The organism is Rhodococcus sp. P4_B6 (assembly GCF_056402215.1).
Genome location: NZ_JBFUHV010000103.1, coordinates 1 through 19,133 on the forward strand (window position 1 = coordinate 1; position 19,133 = coordinate 19,133).

Sequence of the window (19,133 nt, forward strand, 5' to 3'; positions counted from 1 at the left end):
CACCCGCGCAAGTTTCGTGTCGGGGGCGAATTTCTGCATCGACGGCGGCGTCACGCCCGTCGTCTGACCGATCCAGACCAGCAAGAAGGAACAGCCTGATGTCAGTTCTCGATAGAACCTGTCCACCTGCGAAAACGGCGTCGAAAATCGCTGTTGCACTGGGTACCGCGGTGATAGCGGCCGGCACCATGACRGCGTGCACGTCCGGCGCAGGTGCCGGAGACGACGGCAAGACCACGATCGGCGTCACCCTCAATGCGGCGTCGAACCCCTTCTTCCTCGCGGAAGGCCAGGCGATCGAAGAGGCCGCCGCCGAGAAGCGCGTGGAAGTGTCCGTCCAGTACGCCAATGCCGACGTCGCCGTGCAAAGCGACCAGATCGATACGTTCATCCGGCAGAAGGTGGACTCGATCATCGTCGACGCCGTCGATTCCGACGGCGTCGGTCCCGCATTGCTCCGAGCGACGCAGGCGAACATCCCCGTCGTCGCCGTCGATGTCACGGCGATCGGTGCCGACGCGACCGTGACGAGCGACAACGTCCAGGCCGGCCGCGAAGCGTGCAAGTATCTCGTCGAGCAACTCGGCGGATCCGGCAAGGTGGCCATCGTCGACGGGGCCGCGGTATCTGCGATCGCGGACCGCATGCAGGGATGCCGGGAAGCGTTCGACGCACACCCGGGCATCGAGGTCGCCGCCACTCAGCGCGCGGATCTCACCCGCGACAAAGCCATGAACGTCGCGAGCACCATCCTCACCGCGAACCCCGATGTGGACGGCTTCTTCGGCGTCAATGATCCCACCGCGATCGGAATCTCCCTCGCTGCACAACAGAAGGGCACCGACGTGAAGGTCGTCGGAGTGGACGGCGCGAAACAACTGACCGACCTACTCGGCAAGAGTTCCATCATCGCCACCTCGGGGCAGGACCCCGCCCAGCTCGGCCGCTCGGGACTCGACATCGCCGTTCGTCTCGCCGGCGGCGAGAAGGTCGACAGCGCACCGACATTGATTCCCACCGTCCTCGTCACCGCCGACACCATCACTGCCTACAAGACCTGGGGATGAACCATGGGTACGCTCACGAAGGTCCCCGCAGCGCGTCTCGAAGGCATCACGAAGTCCTTCCACGGCAATTCTGTTCTGCGGGGGGTGTCATTATCGTTGCATTCCGGATCGGTCTCCGTCCTCGCCGGTGAGAACGGCGCAGGCAAATCGACCCTGATCAAGGTGCTGACCGGTATCTACCAGCCGGACTCGGGAACGATCCACCTCGCCGGCGCCCCAGCGCACTTCACCGGCCCTGGCGACGCACGCGCACACGGACTCACAGTCATCCATCAGGAGCTCAGCGTGGTTCCCGAACTCACCGTCGCAGAGAACATGGTGCTCGGCCGGGAGCCACGGCGGCGCCTGGGCCGATTGGACCGCGGTGCCGCCCGCCGACTCGCGGTCGCGGCCCTGGCCCGGGTGGGGTCGACTATCCGTCCCGAAACCTATGTGGCCGAACTTAGTACAGGTCAGCAACAGTTGGTGGAGATCGCCCGCGCCCTGTCCGAAGAGCCTCGGATCCTCGTCCTGGACGAGCCGACTGCCGCACTCTCGCAGGACGAGGCCGACAACCTGCTCCGCCTCGTTGCCGAACTCAAGTCGCGCGGTCTCGCCATGCTGTACATCAGTCACCGGATGGCGGAGATCGACCGAATCGCCGATCACGTCACCGTCCTCCGCGACGGCGTCGTCGCCGACTCGATGGCCCGAGCAGACATGACCCCGGACCGGATCGTCACGTCGATGGTGGGCAGACCGGTCGAGGCGATGTACCAGCACCGGCGAGCCGCAGCACGCACCGACATCCGACTCCAGGTCAGCGACCTCTCCTCCGACAAAGTGCAACCCTGCTCCATCGAGGTCCGCGCGGGCGAAGTCGTCGGATTGGCCGGCATCGTCGGCGCCGGCCGAAGCGAACTGTGCCGTCTGGTTGCCGGCTTCGACAAAGCCGCGGCCGGCCGCGTCGAGGTCGACGCCCGACACGTCGACCTCGGCAACCTCCGCTCGACCGCGGCGGCCGGGATCGTGATGCTCCCGGAGAGCCGCAAGGAACAAGGCCTGTTTCTCGACATGTCGATCGCCGACAACGTCTGCCTCGGTACAGCATTCGGACGCCATCGCTTCGGGCGGACCTCGCCGGCAGCATTGACACGTGCGGCCACCCGATACACCGAGCAGATGCGCGTCAAGACCACCGGCGTCGACCAGCGCGTCGGGGATCTCTCCGGCGGCAATCAGCAGAAGGTCTTGCTCGCGCGCTGTCTGGCCAAGCAACCGTCGGTACTCATCCTCGACGAACCCACCCGCGGCGTCGACATCGGAGCCAAGGCCGACATCTACGCACTCATCAACGAGGTCGCGTCGAAAGGAGTTGCAATACTGTTGATCTCCTCCGAGCTTCCGGAGGTCATCGGACTCTCCGATCGGATCCTCGTCATGCGCGAAGGCGCGATCGTCGCCGAGGTCTCCGGCGACTCCATGACCGAGGAAGACATCATCCGGCACGCAACCGGAAGCGTTACTGCCCCTCCATCGCTCACCGAGGTAATCTCATGACCACCCCACTTCCCTCCCCCACCCTGCCGGCGGCGCCGCACCGGCCCCCGCGAACGAACGGCATCCGGCACCACGTCACCGCACTCGCCGACCGGCTCGGCGTGGCGCTCGCACTCATCGTGCTGATCGCCGTGTTCTCGGCGGTCGCACCGTATTTCCTGTCGGTGGACAACCTTTTCGACGTCGCCCGGCAGATCTCCGTGACCGCCATACTCGGTGCGGGACTGACCTTCGTCATCATGACCGGAGGCATCGACCTGTCCGTCGGGTCGGCGGTGGGCGTGACCGCGTTCGTGGCCGTCGCCCTCTCCGTCAACGGCGCTCCGGCCCCGGTCGCCCTGCTCGGTGCACTGGCCGCCGGCCTGGTCATCGGATTGATCAACGGTGTGCTGGTGGCCGGGCTCGGGTTGGCGTCCTTCATCGTCACCCTCGCCGCGCTGACGTATCTCCGCGGAGTGACCTACGTCGGTACCGACGGCAAGACCCTGTTCTCGACGGACCTCGGCTACGCCGTCCTCGGCCACGGCGCCCTTCTCGGAGTGCCGATTCCGGTGCTCGTCATGGCCGCGGTCTTCGCGGGCGGGTGGTATCTGCTCAATCGCACCGTCTTCGGACACTGGGTTCGCGCAGTCGGCGGCAACGCCGAAGCCGCCCGGCTGGCCGGCATCCCGGTCCGGCGAGTGCTCACCACCGTGTACGTGATCTCCGGCATCTGCGCGGCCGTGGGCGGAATCATCGCGTCGGCCCGTCTGCAGAGCGCCGTACCGGACCTCGGCGCCGGATACGAACTGTCCGCGATCGCTGCCGTGGTCCTCGGCGGGACGTCACTGATGGGTGGGCGAGGATCGTTGATCGGCACCTTGGTGGGTGCGGCGATCATCGGGGTTCTCGTCAACGGTATGACGCTGCTCGACGTCTCGACGTTCTACCAGCAGATCATTCAGGGCGCGGTCATCGTGCTCGCGGTGGCGCTGGACCGGCTGCGCATCAAGTCCTCGGGGACGCAGCATGCTTGACACACGATCAAAGGAAACCATGACCTACGAACCCATGAACCCCGATGCCGCACTGGCAAAGGTGCCCACCGAACTGTTCATCGGAGGCCGGTGGGTATCACCCGGCACGGGGCAGACCATCGCGGTGGAGAATCCCGCGACCGGCGACGTGATCGCCGAGATCGCCGACGGCGGGCTCGCGGACATGGCTGCCGCTGTCGACGCCGCCGCGGCCGCCCAACGCGACTGGGCGCGCACCGCACCCCGGGTGCGCTCGGACATCCTGCGCCGCGCCTACACGCTCATGCTCGAGCGATCCGACTACCTCGCCATCCTGACCACCCTCGAGATGGGCAAACCCTACGCCCAGGCGCAGGCCGAGGTGACGTACGCAGCCGAATACCTCCGCTGGTACTCCGAGGAGGCCGTGCGCATCGGCGGCCGCTATACCGTCACCGAATCGGGAGTCGGCCGGATCGTCACAATGGCCCAGCCCGTCGGTCCGTGCCTGTTCGTCACACCGTGGAACTTTCCTCTGGCGATGGGCACCCGCAAGATCGGCCCTGCGCTGGCGGCGGGCTGCACCTGCATCGTCAAACCCGCGAAACAGACTCCGCTGAGCATGCTGGCGACAGCGTCGATCCTCGAGGAGGCCGGTGTTCCCGCCGGCGTGGTCAACGTCGTGCCCAGCACCGATTCGAACCGAATCGTGGCCGCGGCAATGAATGATCCACGGCTGCGGAAGATCTCGTTCACCGGCTCGACCGAGGTGGGACAGTCACTCGTGCGGCAATCGGCCGACCAGTTGCTGCGCGTGTCGCTCGAACTCGGTGGCAACGCCCCGTTCATCGTCTTCGACGACGCGGACGTCGGCTCGGCAGTGGACGCCGCGGTACAGGCGAAACTGCGTAACAACGGAGAAGCCTGCACCAGCGCCAACCGCCTGTACGTCCATTCCTCGATCGCCGGCGAGTTCGCTGCCGAACTCGCCGAGCGCTTCTCCGCGCTGACCATCGGTCCGGGCATGGACCCCGGCACCGACATCGGCCCGCTCATCGACGACAAGCAGCGACGCCAGGTGCAGAGGCTGGTCGACGACGCCGTCGCCAAGGGCGCACGCGTTGTGACGGGCGGGCACGCCCTCGACCGTCCTGGCTGCTTCTTCGCGCCCACCGTCCTCACCGATGTGCCCGGCGACGCGCTCCTCATCCAGGACGAGATCTTCGGTCCGGTCGCGCCCATCATCTCCTTCGACGACGAAACCGCGGTCCTCGAATCCGCGAACTCGAGCCGGTACGGGCTCGCCTCCTACGTGTTCACCCGCGACCTGGACCGCGCGATCCGCGTCGCCGAACAACTCGACAGCGGAATGGTCGCCATCAACCAGGGAACGGTCTCCAACCCCGCGGCGCCCTTCGGTGGTGTCAAACATTCCGGCTACGGGCGGGAAGGCGGCCCGGAAGGCCTCGCCGAATACCTCGAGACGAAGTACATCGCATTGGGCGCGGGCACCGCACCCACGAGCGCCGGAGGCATCGCATGAGCGGCGGAAAGACTCTGGTCGTCGGCGCCCACGGGGTGATCGGCAGCGCGGTGGTACGCACGCTGACCGACGAGGGCAGGGACGTGGTCACGGTGGCACGCCGCGGCCCGGTCGAGTTGCCGGGCGGGGCGGCAGTCACCGACCACATCCAGGTCGATCTCCTCGACGGCGCGGCCACCTCGGCGGCGTTCGCCGGGTGTTCCGACATCGACACGATCGTCTACACCGCGTACACCGAACGTGAGTCGATGGCGGCCACCGTGGCTCCGAACCTCGCAATGCTTCGGCATGTGCTCGAGGCGGTCGGAGGGTCATCCTCCACACTTCGGCACGTCGTTCTGATCGGCGGTGGAAAGTCGTATGGCGAGCACCTCGGCTTCTACAAGACTCCCGCCAAGGAGACCGACCCCCGCCACCTCGGACCTATCTTCTACAACGACCAGGAGGACCTGCTCTTCGCCGACGCCCAGCAGCACGGGTACACCTGGACCGTCCTCCGACCGGATGCAGTGCTGGGTGTGAGCATCGGATCACCGATGAACATGCTGACCGGTGTCGGCGTCTACGCGACCCTGTGCCGAGACCAAGGTCTGCCACTCCGCTTCCCCGGCACCCCGAAGGCTTGGACGGCGCTGCACCAGGCGACGGACAGCGCCGTCGTGGGCGCTTCGGTGCACTGGGCGCTCGAGGCCGAGACGGCACGTGGAGAGATCTTCAACGTCACCAACGGTGACAACTTCCGCTGGGAGCATCTGTGGTCGGACATCGCCGGCTTCTTCGGCATGGACGTCGCACCGATGCAGCCGATGACGCTGGCCGAGCAGATGGCGGACAAATCCGCACTGTGGGACGACGTAGTCGCCCGGCACCGGCTACGTCCCCTTCCGCTGTCCGCGGTGGCCGCCTGGCCGTTCGTCGACGGATGGTTCGCGATGGAGTCCGACATGGTGCAGAGCACGATCAAGATCCGCCGGGCCGGCTTCACCGCGTGCATCGACACCCACGAGAGCTTCGTTGCCAACCTCGAGCAGCTCCGGTCGCTTCGCCTGATTCCGTAATCCCTTTACACTTTTCGACAGGACTACAACATGACCACCACTTTCAGTGACACCGATCTTCGAACCGACGCCCAGGCGTGGCTCGACGGATTCTCCCGGTTCCTCGCCTCCGAACTTGCACCCACCGCTGTGTTCGCCCCGCAGGCCTACTGGCGCGACGTACTCGCGTTCACCGGGGATCTGCGCACGTTCAGCGACGAGATTCCCGCGGAGTTGCTCCGCCGCCAGGAGCTCACGAAGGCGACGAACATCCGCATCGCCGAAGAGCGGACGCCTCCCCGTCTCGTGGAGCGGGYGGGTATCCCCTGCCTGGAGGTCATCTTCGAGTTCGACACCCTCGCCGGGTCCGCCGTCGGGGTCGCGCGGCTGGTCGACGTGCCGGAACACGGTCTGCTCGTGCGCTCCCTGTTCACAACCCTCGACCAGCTCGCCGACCACCCCGAACGCACCGGCGAGCACCGGCCCGTCGGGCAGGCGGACTCGTCCAAGTTCGGTGGCCCCAACTGGCTGGACCGCCGTGTCGCCGCGCAAGCCTTCGAGAACCGCGACCCCGACGTACTGATCGTCGGCGGTGGCCAGTCGGGACTGACCCTCGCAGCCCGGCTCGGCCAGCTCGACATCGACGCGCTCGTCGTGGACACACATGCGCGTCCCGGCGACAACTGGCGCACCCGATACCACGCCCTCACCTTGCACAACGCGGTGTGGCTCAACGACCTTCCGTACATGCCTTTCCCCGCAACCTGGCCGCAGTTCGTTCCCAAGGACAAGCTCGCCGGATGGTTCGAGGCGTACGTCGAGGCCATGGAAATCAACTTCTGGGGTACCACCGCCTTCATCGGCGGAGACTACGACGAACAGTCGCAGTCCTGGGTTGCGCGGGTTCGTCGCGGCGACGGCACCGTTCGCACCCTGCGCCCCAAGCACGTCGTGATCGCGACCGGTGTCAGCGGCATCCCGTACGTTCCGGAGCTACCCGGACTTGCTCAGTTCACCGGTCGCACACTGCACTCGAGCGAATACGACGACGCGAACGACTTCGCCGGTCAGCGAGTCGTCATCATCGGAACTGGGAACAGCGCCCACGATGTCGCCCAGGACCTGCATGCTCACGGTATCGACGTGACGATGGTGCAGCGCAGCTCGACCACCATCGTGAGCGTCGACCCCTCGGCCGCGGCGGCAGATGCGTCGTACCTGACCGCACCGACCCTCGAGGACTGCGACCTCCTGTCGATGGCGACGGTCTATCCCGACCTCTACACCGGCAGCCAGATGATCACGGCAACGATGAAGGAACTCGACAAGGACCTCATCGCCGCCCTCAATCGCATCGGTTTCCGAACCGACTACGGCGAAGAGGACACCGGCCAGCAGATGAAGTTCATGCGCCGTGGCGGCGGCTACTACCTCAACGTCGGCTGTTCGGATCTGCTGATCTCCGGGCAGGTCGGGCTGGTCCAGTACGCCGACACGGCCGGGTTCGTCGCCGCCGGTTTGAGTTTGACCAATGGTGACGTCGTCGAGGCCGACGCCGTCATCCTGGCGACCGGATACCAGACCCAGCAGGAGGGTGTACGCGCCCTGCTCGGCGACGAGATCGCCGACGCGGTCGGCCCCATCTGGGGATACGACGACGAGGGCGAGGTCCGCAACACGTGGAGGCGGACGGCACAACCCGGACTGTGGTTCTCCTCCGGCAACTTCCAGCTCTGCCGGATCTACTCCAAGGTCCTGGCCATGCAGATCCGCACCGAACTCGACAACGGCTGAATCCGACCGGCCGGGCACGTCATCGGTGCGCCGACGACGGGGAGGGTCCGATGCGCCTGCTCGGGCTCAGCGGACTCTCCCCGACAGCACCGGTGCCTTCGAGATGTCCGGTTCGCGGATATCCCCTCGGCCGCACGGTTCGTGGCCCTACCCTGGACACGCCGTAATGCACTCCCCCTGGACGCCTGCGCGCAGTGCGCAGGGCCAGCGCGCCGAGAGGTCGTCACGATGCTCCTCAGATCGAGTGTGGTCGTCTTGTCCTGTGCCGTCGCGGCGGTGCTGTCCGCTTCCCCCGCCCAGGCCACGCCGTCTTCGGGGGTGACCGCACAGATTCTGTTCGAGACGACGGTTCCGGCGGTCGCCGGAAGTTCGGCGGGCACGGATCTGACGCTGCGGCGCATCGAGATCGCCCCCGGCGGCACGACGGGGTGGCATTACCACGACGGCCCGGTGTACGCCTTCGTCGAATCGGGTGTGCTGACGCGCACGCTGCAGGACTGCACGACCGCGGTGACGACCGCCGGTCAGGCGATCACCGAGGACCACGGCAGCGATCACGTCCACGAGGGTTCCAATCTGGGTACGGAACCGCTGGTCCTGCTCGCGTTCTACACCGAACCGGAGGGCAAGCCCCTGTCCGAGGATGCGCCGGCACCGGCCTGCTGACCGGACCGGCCGGGTCATCGTCGCGTGAGAGCGCCGATCCAGGCGATGGCTCCCGCGACGTCGTCCACCGTTGCCGTCGCCGGCGGCAACGGCGGACGGCGAATCATCAGTACCGGGACGCCCAGCGCGCGTGCGGCGTCCAGTTTCGCGTCGGTCTGACCGCCGCCGCTGTTCTTGGTGACGAGGACGTCGATGCGGTGCTCCCGCATCAGTGCGGTCTCGTCGGCGACAGCGAACGGCCCGCGGGCCAGGAGCAGCGTCGAGTGCGGCGGCATCGCCACGTCGGGCGGATCGATCGCGCGGATCAGGAACCACAGTGCCTGCAGGTCCGCGAACGCGTCGACGCCCTGCCTGCCGATGGTGAGGAAGACTCTCGTTCCCAGATCGGGCAGCAGTTCGGCGGCGTCGGCAAGGTCCGAGGCGCCGTGCCAATGTTCACCCGGACGCGGCGACCACTCGGGGCGACGGAGAACCATCAGCGGGATGCCGCGACGGTGCGCGGCGTCGGCGGCGTTGCTCGTGATCTGCGCCGCGAACGGGTGCGTCGCATCGACGATCGCGTCGACGGGATGCGCGTGCAACCACTCCGCGAGGCCGTCGGCTCCCCCGAACCCGCCGATCCGCACGTCACCGACGGGCAGGCGCGGGTCACGGACCCGGCCGGCGAGGGACGACACGGCCTCGACACCCGGAACGTCCGCGAGTGCCGCGGCCAGCGCGCGGGCCTCCCCGGTGCCGCCGAGGATCAGGATCCGCGTCACGCTCAGTGGGTGGTGCGCTCGCGGGTGGCGGAATACAGGTAGCTGTCCGKAAACCCTTCGGCAGCAAGTACTCTACCGACGATCACCACCGCGGTCTTCGTGACGCCCGCCGCCTTCACCTGTTCGGCGATGGTGGCCAGGGTGCCGCGCAGAACGATCTCGTCGGGACGCGACGCGAACGCGACGACAGCGGCCGGACAGTCGCGGCCGTAGTTCTCGGTGAGTTCTTCGGCGATCTGATCGATCCGGTGCGCACCCAGGTGCACCACCATCGTGGCGCCGCTACGGCCGAGGGAACGCAGGTCCTCACCCTCCGGCATCGCGGTCGACAGGGTGGACACGCGGGTCAGCACAATCGACTGCGAGACACCGGGAACGGTCAGTTCCCGACCCAGCGACGCCGCCGCCGCGGTGAACGCGGGCACCCCAGGCACCACCTGGTATGCGACCCCGGCGGATTCGAGCCGGCGGACCTGTTCGGCGACGGCACTGAAGATCGACGGGTCACCCGAATGCAGTCGCGCGACGTCCTGACCGGCCGCGTCGGCGTCGATCAGCAGGGCGACGATCTCGTCGAGACTCAGACGCGCCGTGTCGATCACCCGCGCCCCCTCGGGGCATTCCGCCAGGAGTTCCTGCGGGACGAGGCTGCCCGCGTACAGACAGACGGGGCTGGCGGCGATGATCCGCTGCGCGCGAACCGTGATCAGGTCGGCCGCACCGGGACCGGCTCCGATGAAGTACACCGTCATGCCACAACACCTTTCGACTGCTTCGTCACCGACCACTGCGCCACCGGCAGTTGCGGCCGCCACGCGGTGAACCCACCGAGCGGCTCCCCTCGGTACACCTGAAATTTGCGGAGCTGCCCACCGCAGTGTGAGAACCACTGCAGCAGGAGCGCTTCCGATTCCGCCGTCACCGCATTGGCCACCATCCGGCCGCCGACCCGGAGCCGGGACCAGCACTCGTCCAGCAGACCGTCCTGGGTGACGCCACCGCCGATGAAGATCGCGTCCGGCGCGGACAGTTCGGCGGGCACGTCGTCGAATGCCGCGGGTGCGTCGCCGAACACGGCGAGGGACGGCACTCCGAGCGCTTCGGCGTTCGACGCGATCTGGTCGACGCGTGCCGCACTGCGCTCGAAAGTCACTGCCCGGCAGAGGGGGTGAGTACGCATCCATTCGATCGCGACGGTGCCCGATCCGCCTCCTACGTCCCACAGCGACTCCCCCGCCGCGGGTGCGAGGGCGCACAGTGTCAGGGCGCGGATCTCGTGTTTGGTCATCTGCCCGTCACCGGTGAACGCGGCGTCGGGCAGTCCCGGCAGCCGGGTCAGCCGGACGGCGCCTACCTCGGCGCGGCAGTCGATCGCGATCACGTTCAGCCGGGGTCCCGGCACGGATGACCACGCCGACGCCGTTCCGTCGAGTCTCGACTCGCCGGGTCCGCCCAGTTCGCCGAGCACGGTGAGCCGGGACGGTCCGAACCCCCGTCCCGTCAGGAGTTCGGCGACGGCCGCGGGGGTGTGCTCGTCGCGGCTCAGCACCAGCAGTCGCGTCCGATCGCCGAGTGCCGGCAGGAGCGTGTCCACGGGCCGGTTCACGAGACTGACCACCGGTGTCTCGTGCGCCGCCCAGCCCAGCCGGGCGCAGGCCAGGGTGGCGGAGGACGGGTGCGGGATCACCCGCACGCGGTCCGCGCCGAGGAGTCCGACGAGGGTGACGCCGATGCCGTGGAACATCGGGTCTCCGCTGGCCAGCACACAAATCCGCCGGCTGTGGTGCTGCTCGAACAGGCCGGGCAGCGCCGGGACCAGCGGCGACGGCCAGGTCACCCGCAGCGCAGGCGACTCGGGAATCAGGGCGAGTTGGCGCCCCGAACCCATCACGACGTCGGCGGCCTCGATCTCGCGCCGTGCAGACGGCGACAGACCGTCCCACCCGTCGGCACCGATACCGACGACGACGATCGGGTCGGTCATCGCGGCATCCGGCGCCAGATCGCCTGCGGCAGCAGTCGCATGACGAAGAACACCGGTCGCAACCGTCCCGGCACCCACACTCGGCTCGCGCCGCGGCGCAGGCCCCGCACGGTCGCGTCCGCGACCTGCGCCGGCGTGCTCGACATCGGCGCGGGCGACATTCCCTCGGTCATCCGGCCGATCACGAAGCCGGGCCGCACGAGCAGCAGGGACACACCGCTGCCGTGGAGGGCGTCGCCCAGACCGGAGGCGAACCCGTCCAGTCCGGCCTTCGCCGACCCGTAGACGTAGTTGGCGCGGCGCACCCGCACACCCGCGACGGACGAGAACACCACGATCCGTCCCGACCGCTGCTCCCGGAGCAGGGTGGCGAGATGGGTGAGCACAGAGACCTGCGCCACGTAGTCGGTGTGGACCACGGCGACGGCGTGCCGTGCGTCCCGCTCGGCGCGCGCCTGGTCGCCCAGAATGCCGAACGCCAGCACCGCCACCGACAGCGGGCCGTGGGCGTCGACGACGGATCTCAGCAGCTTCTCGTGGCTGTCGAGGTCGTCGGCGTCGAATTCCACGCAGTCCACCGCGGACGCTCCCGCATCGAGCAGCGCCTGCCGCTCGGCGGCGAGTTCGGTGCTGCGGCGGGCGGCGAGGACGATCGTGCGGCCGGGCGCGAGCCGGGAGGCGATCTCGAGGCCGATCTCGCTGCGACCACCGAGYAGGAGTACCACCCCGTCGTCGGGCTTTCCGCTGTTCTTCTTCGATCCCAGGCTCACCCGTCCAGTGTCCTGGATTACCGTCGGGGGATGGACCGCACCCCCTACACCCCGATCCGCCTGCCCGACGCGGCGCTCGCCTTCCTCGGCGAATACCACCTCGGTACRCTCACCACGCTCCGCAAGAACGGCACCCCGCACGTCGTCGCCGTCGGCTTCACCTGGGATCAGGAGCACGGGCTGGCACGGGTCATCACCAACGGCTCCTCGCAGAAGGCCCTCAACGCCGAACGCGGAGGGTACGGCGCGGTCAGCCAGGTGGACGGACCGCGCTGGATGACGCTCGAAGGTCCCGCCCGGGTCCTCACCGACCCCGAATCCGTCGCCGACGCCGTGGCCCGCTACGCCGCGAGGTACCGCCAGCCCCGGGTGAACCCGACACGGGTGGTCGTGGAGATCGCCGTCAGCCGCGTACTCGGCTCGGCTGCGCTGCGTCACGACTGAACCGCAGCTTCCACGGGACCCGCGCCGACTCGAGCTGCACCGCGAGACTCATCTTGGACACGCCGTCGGTGCGTTCCTCGAACCGGATCGGGACCTCGGCGATCGTCATGCCGCGTTGCACCACCCGGTAGTTCATCTCCACCTGGAACGCGTACCCGTTGCTCTGCACACCCTCGACGTCGATGGCCCGCAGCGTGTCCGCGTGCCACGCCTTGAACCCGGCGGTGGCGTCCTTGACCCGCAACCGCAGGATCGCGTTGACGTAGAAGTTCGCCCACGCCGACAGCGCCTTGCGGTGCCAGGGCCAGTCGCTGGCGACCGCGCCGCCCGCCACGTAGYGGGAGCCGAGCACGACGGCCGCATCCGTCGTCGTCAGCGTCTCCACCATCCGCGGGATGGCCTCGGTGGGGTGCGACAGGTCGGCGTCCATCTGGATCACGATGTCCGCGCCCTCGGACAGCGCCCGCGTCATGCCGGCAACGTAGGCCCGCCCGAGGCCGTCCTTCACGGTCCGGTGCAGCACACCGACCGGGATCGGACCGCTCTGCGCGAGCGTGTCGGCGACCTCACCGGTGCCGTCCGGCGAGTTGTCGTCGACGACCAGCACGTGCAGGTTCGGGATGGCCAACGCCGCGAGAAGCTCGACGATCTTGGGCAGGTTGTCGCGTTCGTTGTAGGTCGGGACGACGACGGTTACCTTCGGGGCGACGCTTTCCATGACACCTTCGGTTGATCTGTGATCCCGACTCTCCGCGGACGTGCAGCGGCGAGTGCGGTCGTGAACAAATGGGAGATGTTACTACCCGCGCCGCACCGCCCCGCACACTCCCGGTTCCCGCGGCGTACTCAGCCCGGGAGAACCGTCAACCCGTGCGGCCGGGTGTTAACCGGCTCACAGCCGTCGGCGGTCACGATGACGATGTCCTCGATGCGGGCACCCCACTCCCCGCGGAAGTAGATTCCCGGTTCCACACTGAAGGCCATCCCCTCGGTCAGTTCGATCGCGTTACCCGAGACGATGTACGGCTCCTCGTGCACCGACAGACCGATTCCGTGCCCGGTCCGGTGCACGAACACCTCGGCGAGCCCCTGCGCGGCCAGCAGGTCCCTGGCGGCCGCGTCGACCGCCTCGGCGGTGACGCCGGGCCGCACCAGGGCGACCGCCGCCGCCTGCGCCTGCTCGAGCACCGCGAACTTCTCGGCCACACCCGGATCGGGTTCACCCATGCTGTAGGTGCGGGTGGAGTCGGAGTTGTAACCGGGTTCGACGGGTCCGCCGATGTCGATGACCACGACGTCACCCGACTCGACGACCCGCTCGGACACCTCGTGGTGCGGGTCGGCGCCGTGCGGTCCCGAGCCGACGATGACGAACGCCGCCTCGGTGTGCCCCTCGTCGAGGATCGCCGCCGTGATGTCCGCCGCCACCGCGGCCTCGGTGCGGCCGACCTTCAGGAACTCTCCCATCCGGGCGTGGACCCGGTCGATGGCCTGACCGGCCCGGCGCAACGCGTCGATCTCCGCGTCGTCCTTGACCATCCGCAGCTCCCGCAGCACCTCGGTGGCCAGGACCGGCAGCGCCCCGAGCGCCTCGGACAGCGGAATCAGGTGCAGCGCCGGCATCGCATCCGTGACGGCGGTCCGCGCAGGAGACGGCAGCAGACCCGACACCAGCGCGTACGGGTCGACCCCGTCCACCCAGTCGCGGACCGTCAGACCCAGTTCGGACGTGGCGGATTCGGTCAGCGCGGCCAGTTCGAGCCGCGGCACGACCACGGACGCGGTGTCGCCGGTCGCCGGAATCACCAGGCAGGTGAGCCGTTCGAACGACTCCGCGCGCGAACCCAGCAGATACCGCAGATCGGGTCCGGGCGTGATGAGGAGGCCGTCGAGTCCGGCATCGCGGGCCAGGGCGCCTGCGCGCGCGATCCGGTCGGCATAGATGGTCGTCGGGAAGCGTGAAGTCGATGCGCCGAGGGAACTCATGGCTTCAGGCTAAACCGGTTTGGCAGGATGAGGGTCATGACAGGGCCTCTGCTTCTCCTCGACGGTGCCAGCCTGTGGTTTCGCGCGTACTACGCGCTACCCGACTCGATCACCTCACCTGACGGTCGATCCGTCAACGCAGTGCGCGGATTCACCGACATGGTGGCCGCACTGATCACCAAGCACCAGCCGTCCCGGCTCGCGGTGTGCCTCGACCTGGACTGGCGGCCCGCGTTCCGCGTCGAAGCGGTGCCCACCTACAAGGCGCACCGGGTGGCCGAGGACACCGGCGGGGCGGAGGAAGAGGTCCCCGACACCCTGTCGCCACAGGTCCCGATGATCCTGGATGTCCTGGCCGCCACCGGAATCGCGACCGCGGGCGCGGAAGGCCTCGAAGCCGACGACGTTCTCGGCACCCTCGCCGCCACCGAGACCAGCGACCCGGTCGTCGTCGTCACCGGCGACCGCGACCTCCTGCAGGTCGTCACGGACGACCCGGTGCCCGTGCGGGTGCTGTACGTGGTGCGCGGACTCGCCAAGGCAGAGTTGCTCGGGCCCGAAGAAGTGGCGGCCAAGTACGGGGTGCCCACCGATCGGGCCGGCGAGGCCTACGCCGAACTCGCGCTGCTGCGCGGCGACTCGTCCGACGGACTGCCGGGCGTGAAGGGCATCGGCGAGAAAACCGCGTCCAGCCTGATCATGCAATACGGATCGCTCGCCGCACTGCGGGCCGCGGCCGTCGATCCCGAATCGGACATGGCGAAGGGTGCGCGCGCGAAGTTCGCCGCCGCGGCCGACTATCTCGACGCGGCGCTGCCGGTGGTGCGGGTCGTGCGCGACGCGGACGTCGAACTGTCCCGCGAAGACACGCTGCCCGCCGAACCGGTCGACGCGGACCGGCTCGGCAGGCTGGCGGACGAACTCGGAATCGAGAACTCCGTGGGACGCCTCACGACGGCGATGAAAAAGGTGGCCGCCGCACGGGTTCCGTGACGGCCGGGTGGGCCGCCGCCTAGCTGGGGCGGCTCACCTCATACGTGCCCTTGTCGTCGGTGAAGGTGAGAGTGACCTGCTTCTTCTCACCGTCGACGGTGAGGCTGCACGTGAAACTGTTGCCCTTCTTCACTTCCTGACCCGAGGGGCAGGTGACACCGGACACGTTCTCGGCGCCGTACGAATCGGTGACGATGCGCTCGACACCGTCCTCCGCCGCCTTCTGATCGAGAGTGTCCGTGCCGAACACCGTGAACGCCAGCACCAGAGCGATACCCACGATCACCAGCAGTGCCACCACACCGCCGATGATCAACGGCAGCTTCGATTTCCCCGAGGACGGAGGCTGACCCCACTGCTGCTGGCCGGGGGCCGGCCCCCACTGCTGCGGCTGACCCGGTTGCTGACCCCACTGCGGCTGCCCGGGCTGCTGAGGCTGCTGGCCCCACTGCCCCGGACCCGGCTGTCCGAGCTGACCGGGCTGCGGCTGCTGACCCCACTGCGGCTGTCCGGGCTGCTGACCCCACTGCGGCTGCCCGGGCTGCTGAGGCTGACCCGGTTGCTGACCCCACGGCTGGGCGGGCGGCTGCTGACCGTACTGCGGCGCGCCGTACTGGCCGCCGGTCTGGTCAGGATTACCCTGGCCCGGTTGCTGTCCCTGGGCCCATTGCCCGTTCGGGTCGTTCGGTCCGTAAGGGCCGCTCATCGTCGCCTCCCGCTCACGTGTCAAGTTTTGTACCTACCGTAACGCCCCACCATCGGATTCGGGCCCTCGGACGGCGTGCGAATCCAACCACACGGCGTCAGGTCACGCAGCATCCACGGCGACGACGCCGCGACGGATCGCCGCGACCGCACGACTCGCCGCCTTGCCGACCTCCGGATCGGGCGACGTCGAACGGACCTGCTCGAGGAGGTCGATCACCTGTCGGCACCACCGCACGAAGTCGCCGGCGGACAGCGCGCGCCCCTGGTCTCCCGCCGCGATCAGCGCCTCGACGAGCGAATTGTCGCTGGCCCAGTGGTAGATCGCGGCGGCGAAGCCGAAGTCCGGTTCACGGGTGGGCGGCAGCTTGTGCCGAATCTCGTCCGCCCGCAGTTCCCGCCACACCCGCACGGTCTCGTCGAGGGCGTGCCGCAGCGCTCCCGGACCGCCGCTCTCGACCGTGTCCCCCTCGCGGCGCGATTCGAAGATCACGGCGGACGCGACGGCGGCGAGTTCCGCGGGCCCGAGCCCCTTCCACACACCCTGCCTGAGGCACTCGGCCACCAAGAGGTCGCTCTCGCAATAGATCCGGCTCAACCGGGTGCCGTGCTCGGTGGCATCGGGGTGCTCACCCGCCGAGACGTAGTCGCGCTCGGCGAGCAGCGACAGGATCCGATCGAACGTGCGCGCCAACGAGTTCGTCGTGGCGGCGACCTTCTGCCGCATCGTCTCCGTCTCGCGGGCCAGCCGGTTGTAGCGCTCACCGATCCGGCTCAGCTGCTCGCGGTCGGGCCAGCTGTGGCACGGATGCTGCCGGATCGCGCGCCGCAGCCGCGCGATCTCGGCGTCGTCTCCGGCCGCACCCGACTTCTTCCGCTTCCGCCGGCCCGGGGCGACGATTCCGGTGCTGCGCAACGCCGATGCCAGATCGCGTCGCACCCGGGCCGTGTGGTGATCGAAGCGTCGCGGCAACCGCATCGATCCCAAAGACCGTGCCGGCTCGGGGAAGTCGCCCGCCGACACCCGGCCCGCCCACTTCGCCTCGGTGAGGATCAACGGCTTCGGGTCCGTCGGATCCCGGTCCGGTTCCAGCACCACCGCCAGACCGGAGTGCCGTCCCACGGGGATCGCGATCACGTCGCCGCGCCGCAGGGCGACGAGCGACGCGACGGCGGCGTCCCGGCGTTCGGTCCGGCCTGCGCGTTCGAGCGATCGTTCCCGGCTGCTCAGTTCCTCCCGCAGCCGCGCGTACTCGAAGTACTCGCCGTCCTCGCCGCCGAGCCGTTCGCTGAGCGTGGTGAGCGCGGCCTCGTTGCGTTCGATGCCGCGCGTCAGGCCGACCACCGACCGGTCGGCCTGGAACTGGGCGAACGACCGCTCGAGCAGGGCCCGCGATTCCGCCGCACCCATGCGGTCGACCAGGTTGATAGTCATGTTGTAGCCGGGACGGAACGAACTGCGCAGCGGGAACGTGCGGGTGGACGCCAGCCCGGCGACGTCCACCGGTTCCACCCCGGGCTGCCACAGGACCACCGCGTGACCCTCGACGTCGATGCCGCGACGTCCCGCCCGGCCCGTGAGCTGGGTGTACTCCCCCGGGGTGAGTTCGGCGTGGGCCTCGCCGTTGTACTTGACGAGGCGTTCGAGGACGACGGTGCGGGCGGGCATGTTGATGCCGAGCGCCAGCGTCTCGGTGGCGAACACGGCCCGGACCAGTCCCTTGACGAACAACTCCTCTACCGTCTGCCGGAACGCGGGCAACATCCCCGCGTGGTGCGCGGCGAGGCCACGTTCGAGCGCCTTGCGCCATTCCCAGTACCCGAGGACCTCCAGATCGGCCTTCGGCAGTTCGCCGGTGTGGGCGTCGACGATGGTCCGGATCTCGGCGACCTGCTCCGGCGTCGTCAGATCGAGTCGGGATCGCAGGCACTGGGCCAGCGCGGCGTCGCACCCGGCCCGGCTGAAGATGAACGTGATCGCCGGGAGGAGCCCCTCGTCGTCGAGGCGGGAGATCACTTCCGGCCGAGGCAGCGGCCGGAAATCGCTGGAGTACCCGCGGCCGCCGCCGCGTCGTCCCCTGCCCCGCGACTCCCACGAGTCGGCCCGTTCGAGGGCCTGCCGCTGCTTGACGTGACGCACCAGATCCTGGTCGACCACCAGATCCTTGCGGACGTCCCCGCTGCGCGCCCTCGTGTCGAACAGGTCGAACAGCCGCTTTCCGACCATGATGTGCTGCCACAGCGGGATCGGGCGGTTCTCGTCGACCACCACGGTGGTGTCGCCGCGCACCGTCTCCATCCACGCACCGAACTCCTCGGCGTTGCTGACGGTCGCCGACAGACTGACGAGCCGGACGTCCTCGGACAGGTGCAGGATCACCTCTTCCCACACCGCCCCACGGAACCGGTCGGCCAGGAAGTGCACCTCGTCCATGACGACGTGCGACAACCCGCGCAGCGCGGCGGAATCGGCGTACAGCATGTTCCGCAACACCTCGGTGGTCATCACGACCACCGGGGCGTCCGAGTTGATGCTCGAATCTCCGGTCAGCAGCCCGACGGTGTCCTTGCCGTAGCGTCGCACCAGTTCCGCGTACTTCTGATTGCTCAGCGCCTTGATCGGTGTGGTGTAGAAGCACTTGCGACCGGCCGCGAGCGCCAGGTGCACGGCGAATTCGCCGACCACCGTCTTTCCCGCGCCGGTCGGGGCGCAGACGAGGACGCCGTGGCCGCCCTCGAGCGCGCGGCAGGCGTTGATCTGGAAGGGGTCGAGCACGAAACCGAGCTGCGCCGAGAACACATCGAGTTCGGTGCCGCCGGTCCTGTCACCTGTTGTCACTGCCACCCCG

Annotated in this window: 17 protein-coding genes; 9 read left to right on the forward strand and 8 right to left on the reverse strand. The window is 68.5% G+C overall.

Annotated features, from left to right (window positions below; genetic code table 11):
• Positions 1 to 188: 188 nt before the first annotated feature.
• From AC1DWT_RS33540 to AC1DWT_RS33570, 7 genes are all read left to right on the forward strand, one after another.
• The gene (locus AC1DWT_RS33540) at positions 189 to 1,067 is read left to right on the forward strand and encodes a substrate-binding domain-containing protein (protein ID WP_241031268.1); all 879 of its coding nucleotides are present in this window, start codon (positions 189 to 191) and stop codon (positions 1,065 to 1,067) included.
• Between the two features lie 3 nt (positions 1,068 to 1,070).
• Positions 1,071 to 2,606: a sugar ABC transporter ATP-binding protein gene (locus tag AC1DWT_RS33545; RefSeq protein ID WP_072941678.1), complete on the forward strand. Its 1,536-nt coding sequence runs from the start codon at positions 1,071 to 1,073 to the stop codon at positions 2,604 to 2,606.
• On the forward strand, positions 2,603 to 3,622 hold the full coding sequence (locus tag AC1DWT_RS33550; RefSeq protein WP_206012592.1) for an ABC transporter permease: 1,020 nt from the start codon (positions 2,603 to 2,605) through the stop codon (positions 3,620 to 3,622). Before AC1DWT_RS33545 ends, AC1DWT_RS33550 begins: the two co-directional genes overlap by 4 nt.
• Positions 3,623 to 3,641: 19 nt before the next feature.
• Positions 3,642 to 5,144 carry an NAD-dependent succinate-semialdehyde dehydrogenase gene (locus AC1DWT_RS33555; RefSeq protein WP_083395836.1) on the forward strand — a complete coding sequence of 501 codons (1,503 nt, stop codon included), beginning with the start codon at positions 3,642 to 3,644 and terminating at the stop codon, positions 5,142 to 5,144.
• Positions 5,141 to 6,202 carry an SDR family oxidoreductase gene (locus AC1DWT_RS33560; protein WP_072941682.1) on the forward strand — a complete coding sequence of 354 codons (1,062 nt, stop codon included), beginning with the start codon at positions 5,141 to 5,143 and terminating at the stop codon, positions 6,200 to 6,202. Before AC1DWT_RS33555 ends, AC1DWT_RS33560 begins: the two co-directional genes overlap by 4 nt.
• Before the next feature lie 30 nt (positions 6,203 to 6,232).
• Positions 6,233 to 7,975 carry a flavin-containing monooxygenase gene (locus AC1DWT_RS33565; protein ID WP_477923973.1) on the forward strand — a complete coding sequence of 581 codons (1,743 nt, stop codon included), beginning with the start codon at positions 6,233 to 6,235 and terminating at the stop codon, positions 7,973 to 7,975.
• A gap of 228 nt (positions 7,976 to 8,203) precedes the next feature.
• Positions 8,204 to 8,641, forward strand: a complete 438-nt coding sequence (locus AC1DWT_RS33570; RefSeq protein WP_095863693.1) for a cupin domain-containing protein — start codon at positions 8,204 to 8,206, stop codon at positions 8,639 to 8,641.
• A gap of 14 nt (positions 8,642 to 8,655) precedes the next feature.
• Here AC1DWT_RS33570 and AC1DWT_RS33575 read toward each other — a convergent pair whose 3' ends face one another.
• The 4 genes from AC1DWT_RS33575 to AC1DWT_RS33590 are packed head-to-tail and all read right to left on the reverse strand — an operon-like array spanning position 8,656 to position 12,156.
• Positions 8,656 to 9,402, reverse strand: a complete 747-nt coding sequence (locus AC1DWT_RS33575; protein ID WP_206012593.1) for a cobalt-precorrin-6A reductase — start codon at positions 9,400 to 9,402, stop codon at positions 8,656 to 8,658.
• A 2-nt stretch (positions 9,403 to 9,404) separates the two neighbouring features.
• A complete protein-coding gene (gene cobM / locus AC1DWT_RS33580; RefSeq protein WP_477923975.1) occupies positions 9,405 to 10,154 on the reverse strand; it encodes a precorrin-4 C(11)-methyltransferase in 750 nt (249 codons plus the stop codon).
• Positions 10,151 to 11,386, reverse strand: a complete 1,236-nt coding sequence (gene cbiE, locus AC1DWT_RS33585; protein WP_206012595.1) for a precorrin-6y C5,15-methyltransferase (decarboxylating) subunit CbiE — start codon at positions 11,384 to 11,386, stop codon at positions 10,151 to 10,153. Before cbiE ends, cobM begins: the two co-directional genes overlap by 4 nt.
• Positions 11,383 to 12,156: an SDR family NAD(P)-dependent oxidoreductase gene (locus AC1DWT_RS33590; RefSeq protein WP_206012596.1), complete on the reverse strand. Its 774-nt coding sequence runs from the start codon at positions 12,154 to 12,156 to the stop codon at positions 11,383 to 11,385. Before AC1DWT_RS33590 ends, cbiE begins: the two co-directional genes overlap by 4 nt.
• A gap of 30 nt (positions 12,157 to 12,186) precedes the next feature.
• On the opposite strand from AC1DWT_RS33590, the gene AC1DWT_RS33595 reads away from it, so the two are divergent.
• Complete coding sequence (locus AC1DWT_RS33595) at positions 12,187 to 12,600, forward strand: TIGR03618 family F420-dependent PPOX class oxidoreductase (protein WP_206012597.1); 414 nt, start codon at positions 12,187 to 12,189, stop codon at positions 12,598 to 12,600.
• Here the strand turns inward: AC1DWT_RS33595 and AC1DWT_RS33600 are convergent.
• Positions 12,560 to 13,318, reverse strand: coding sequence for a polyprenol monophosphomannose synthase (locus AC1DWT_RS33600; protein WP_477923978.1), 759 nt, complete (start codon positions 13,316 to 13,318; stop codon positions 12,560 to 12,562). The genes AC1DWT_RS33595 and AC1DWT_RS33600 overlap by 41 nt on opposite strands.
• Before the next feature lie 128 nt (positions 13,319 to 13,446).
• Positions 13,447 to 14,586 (reverse strand): M24 family metallopeptidase, encoded by a 1,140-nt coding sequence (locus AC1DWT_RS33605; RefSeq protein WP_206012598.1) that lies wholly within the window; start codon positions 14,584 to 14,586, stop codon positions 13,447 to 13,449.
• A gap of 36 nt (positions 14,587 to 14,622) precedes the next feature.
• Here AC1DWT_RS33605 and AC1DWT_RS33610 point away from each other — a divergent pair, with 36 nt between their 5' ends.
• On the forward strand, positions 14,623 to 15,579 hold the full coding sequence (locus AC1DWT_RS33610) for a 5'-3' exonuclease (protein ID WP_072941702.1): 957 nt from the start codon (positions 14,623 to 14,625) through the stop codon (positions 15,577 to 15,579).
• 19 nt (positions 15,580 to 15,598) lie between these two features.
• Here the strand turns inward: AC1DWT_RS33610 and AC1DWT_RS33615 are convergent, their stop codons facing one another.
• Both AC1DWT_RS33615 and AC1DWT_RS33620 read right to left on the reverse strand, forming a co-directional pair.
• Positions 15,599 to 16,285 carry a DUF4333 domain-containing protein gene (locus AC1DWT_RS33615; RefSeq protein WP_072941705.1) on the reverse strand — a complete coding sequence of 229 codons (687 nt, stop codon included), beginning with the start codon at positions 16,283 to 16,285 and terminating at the stop codon, positions 15,599 to 15,601.
• A gap of 102 nt (positions 16,286 to 16,387) precedes the next feature.
• Positions 16,388 to 19,123, reverse strand: coding sequence for a DEAD/DEAH box helicase (locus tag AC1DWT_RS33620; protein ID WP_206015924.1), 2,736 nt, complete (start codon positions 19,121 to 19,123; stop codon positions 16,388 to 16,390).
• Between the last annotated feature and the right edge of the window lie 10 nt (positions 19,124 to 19,133).

Excerpts from the sequence above, each read along its gene's own strand:
- AC1DWT_RS33545 (WP_072941678.1), top strand. The coding sequence starts at position 1,071 with ATGGGTACGCTCACGAAGGTCCCCGCAGCGCGTCTCGAAGGCATCACG.
- AC1DWT_RS33550 (WP_206012592.1), top strand. The coding sequence starts at position 2,603 with ATGACCACCCCACTTCCCTCCCCCACCCTGCCGGCGGCGCCGCACCGG.
- AC1DWT_RS33555 (WP_083395836.1), top strand. The coding sequence starts at position 3,642 with ATGACCTACGAACCCATGAACCCCGATGCCGCACTGGCAAAGGTGCCC.
- AC1DWT_RS33560 (WP_072941682.1), top strand. The coding sequence starts at position 5,141 with ATGAGCGGCGGAAAGACTCTGGTCGTCGGCGCCCACGGGGTGATCGGC.
- AC1DWT_RS33570 (WP_095863693.1), top strand. The coding sequence starts at position 8,204 with ATGCTCCTCAGATCGAGTGTGGTCGTCTTGTCCTGTGCCGTCGCGGCG.
- cbiE (WP_206012595.1), bottom strand. The coding sequence starts at position 11,386 with ATGACCGACCCGATCGTCGTCGTCGGTATCGGTGCCGACGGGTGGGAC.
- AC1DWT_RS33605 (WP_206012598.1), bottom strand. The coding sequence starts at position 14,586 with ATGAGTTCCCTCGGCGCATCGACTTCACGCTTCCCGACGACCATCTAT.
- AC1DWT_RS33610 (WP_072941702.1), top strand. The coding sequence starts at position 14,623 with ATGACAGGGCCTCTGCTTCTCCTCGACGGTGCCAGCCTGTGGTTTCGC.
- AC1DWT_RS33615 (WP_072941705.1), bottom strand. The coding sequence starts at position 16,285 with ATGAGCGGCCCTTACGGACCGAACGACCCGAACGGGCAATGGGCCCAG.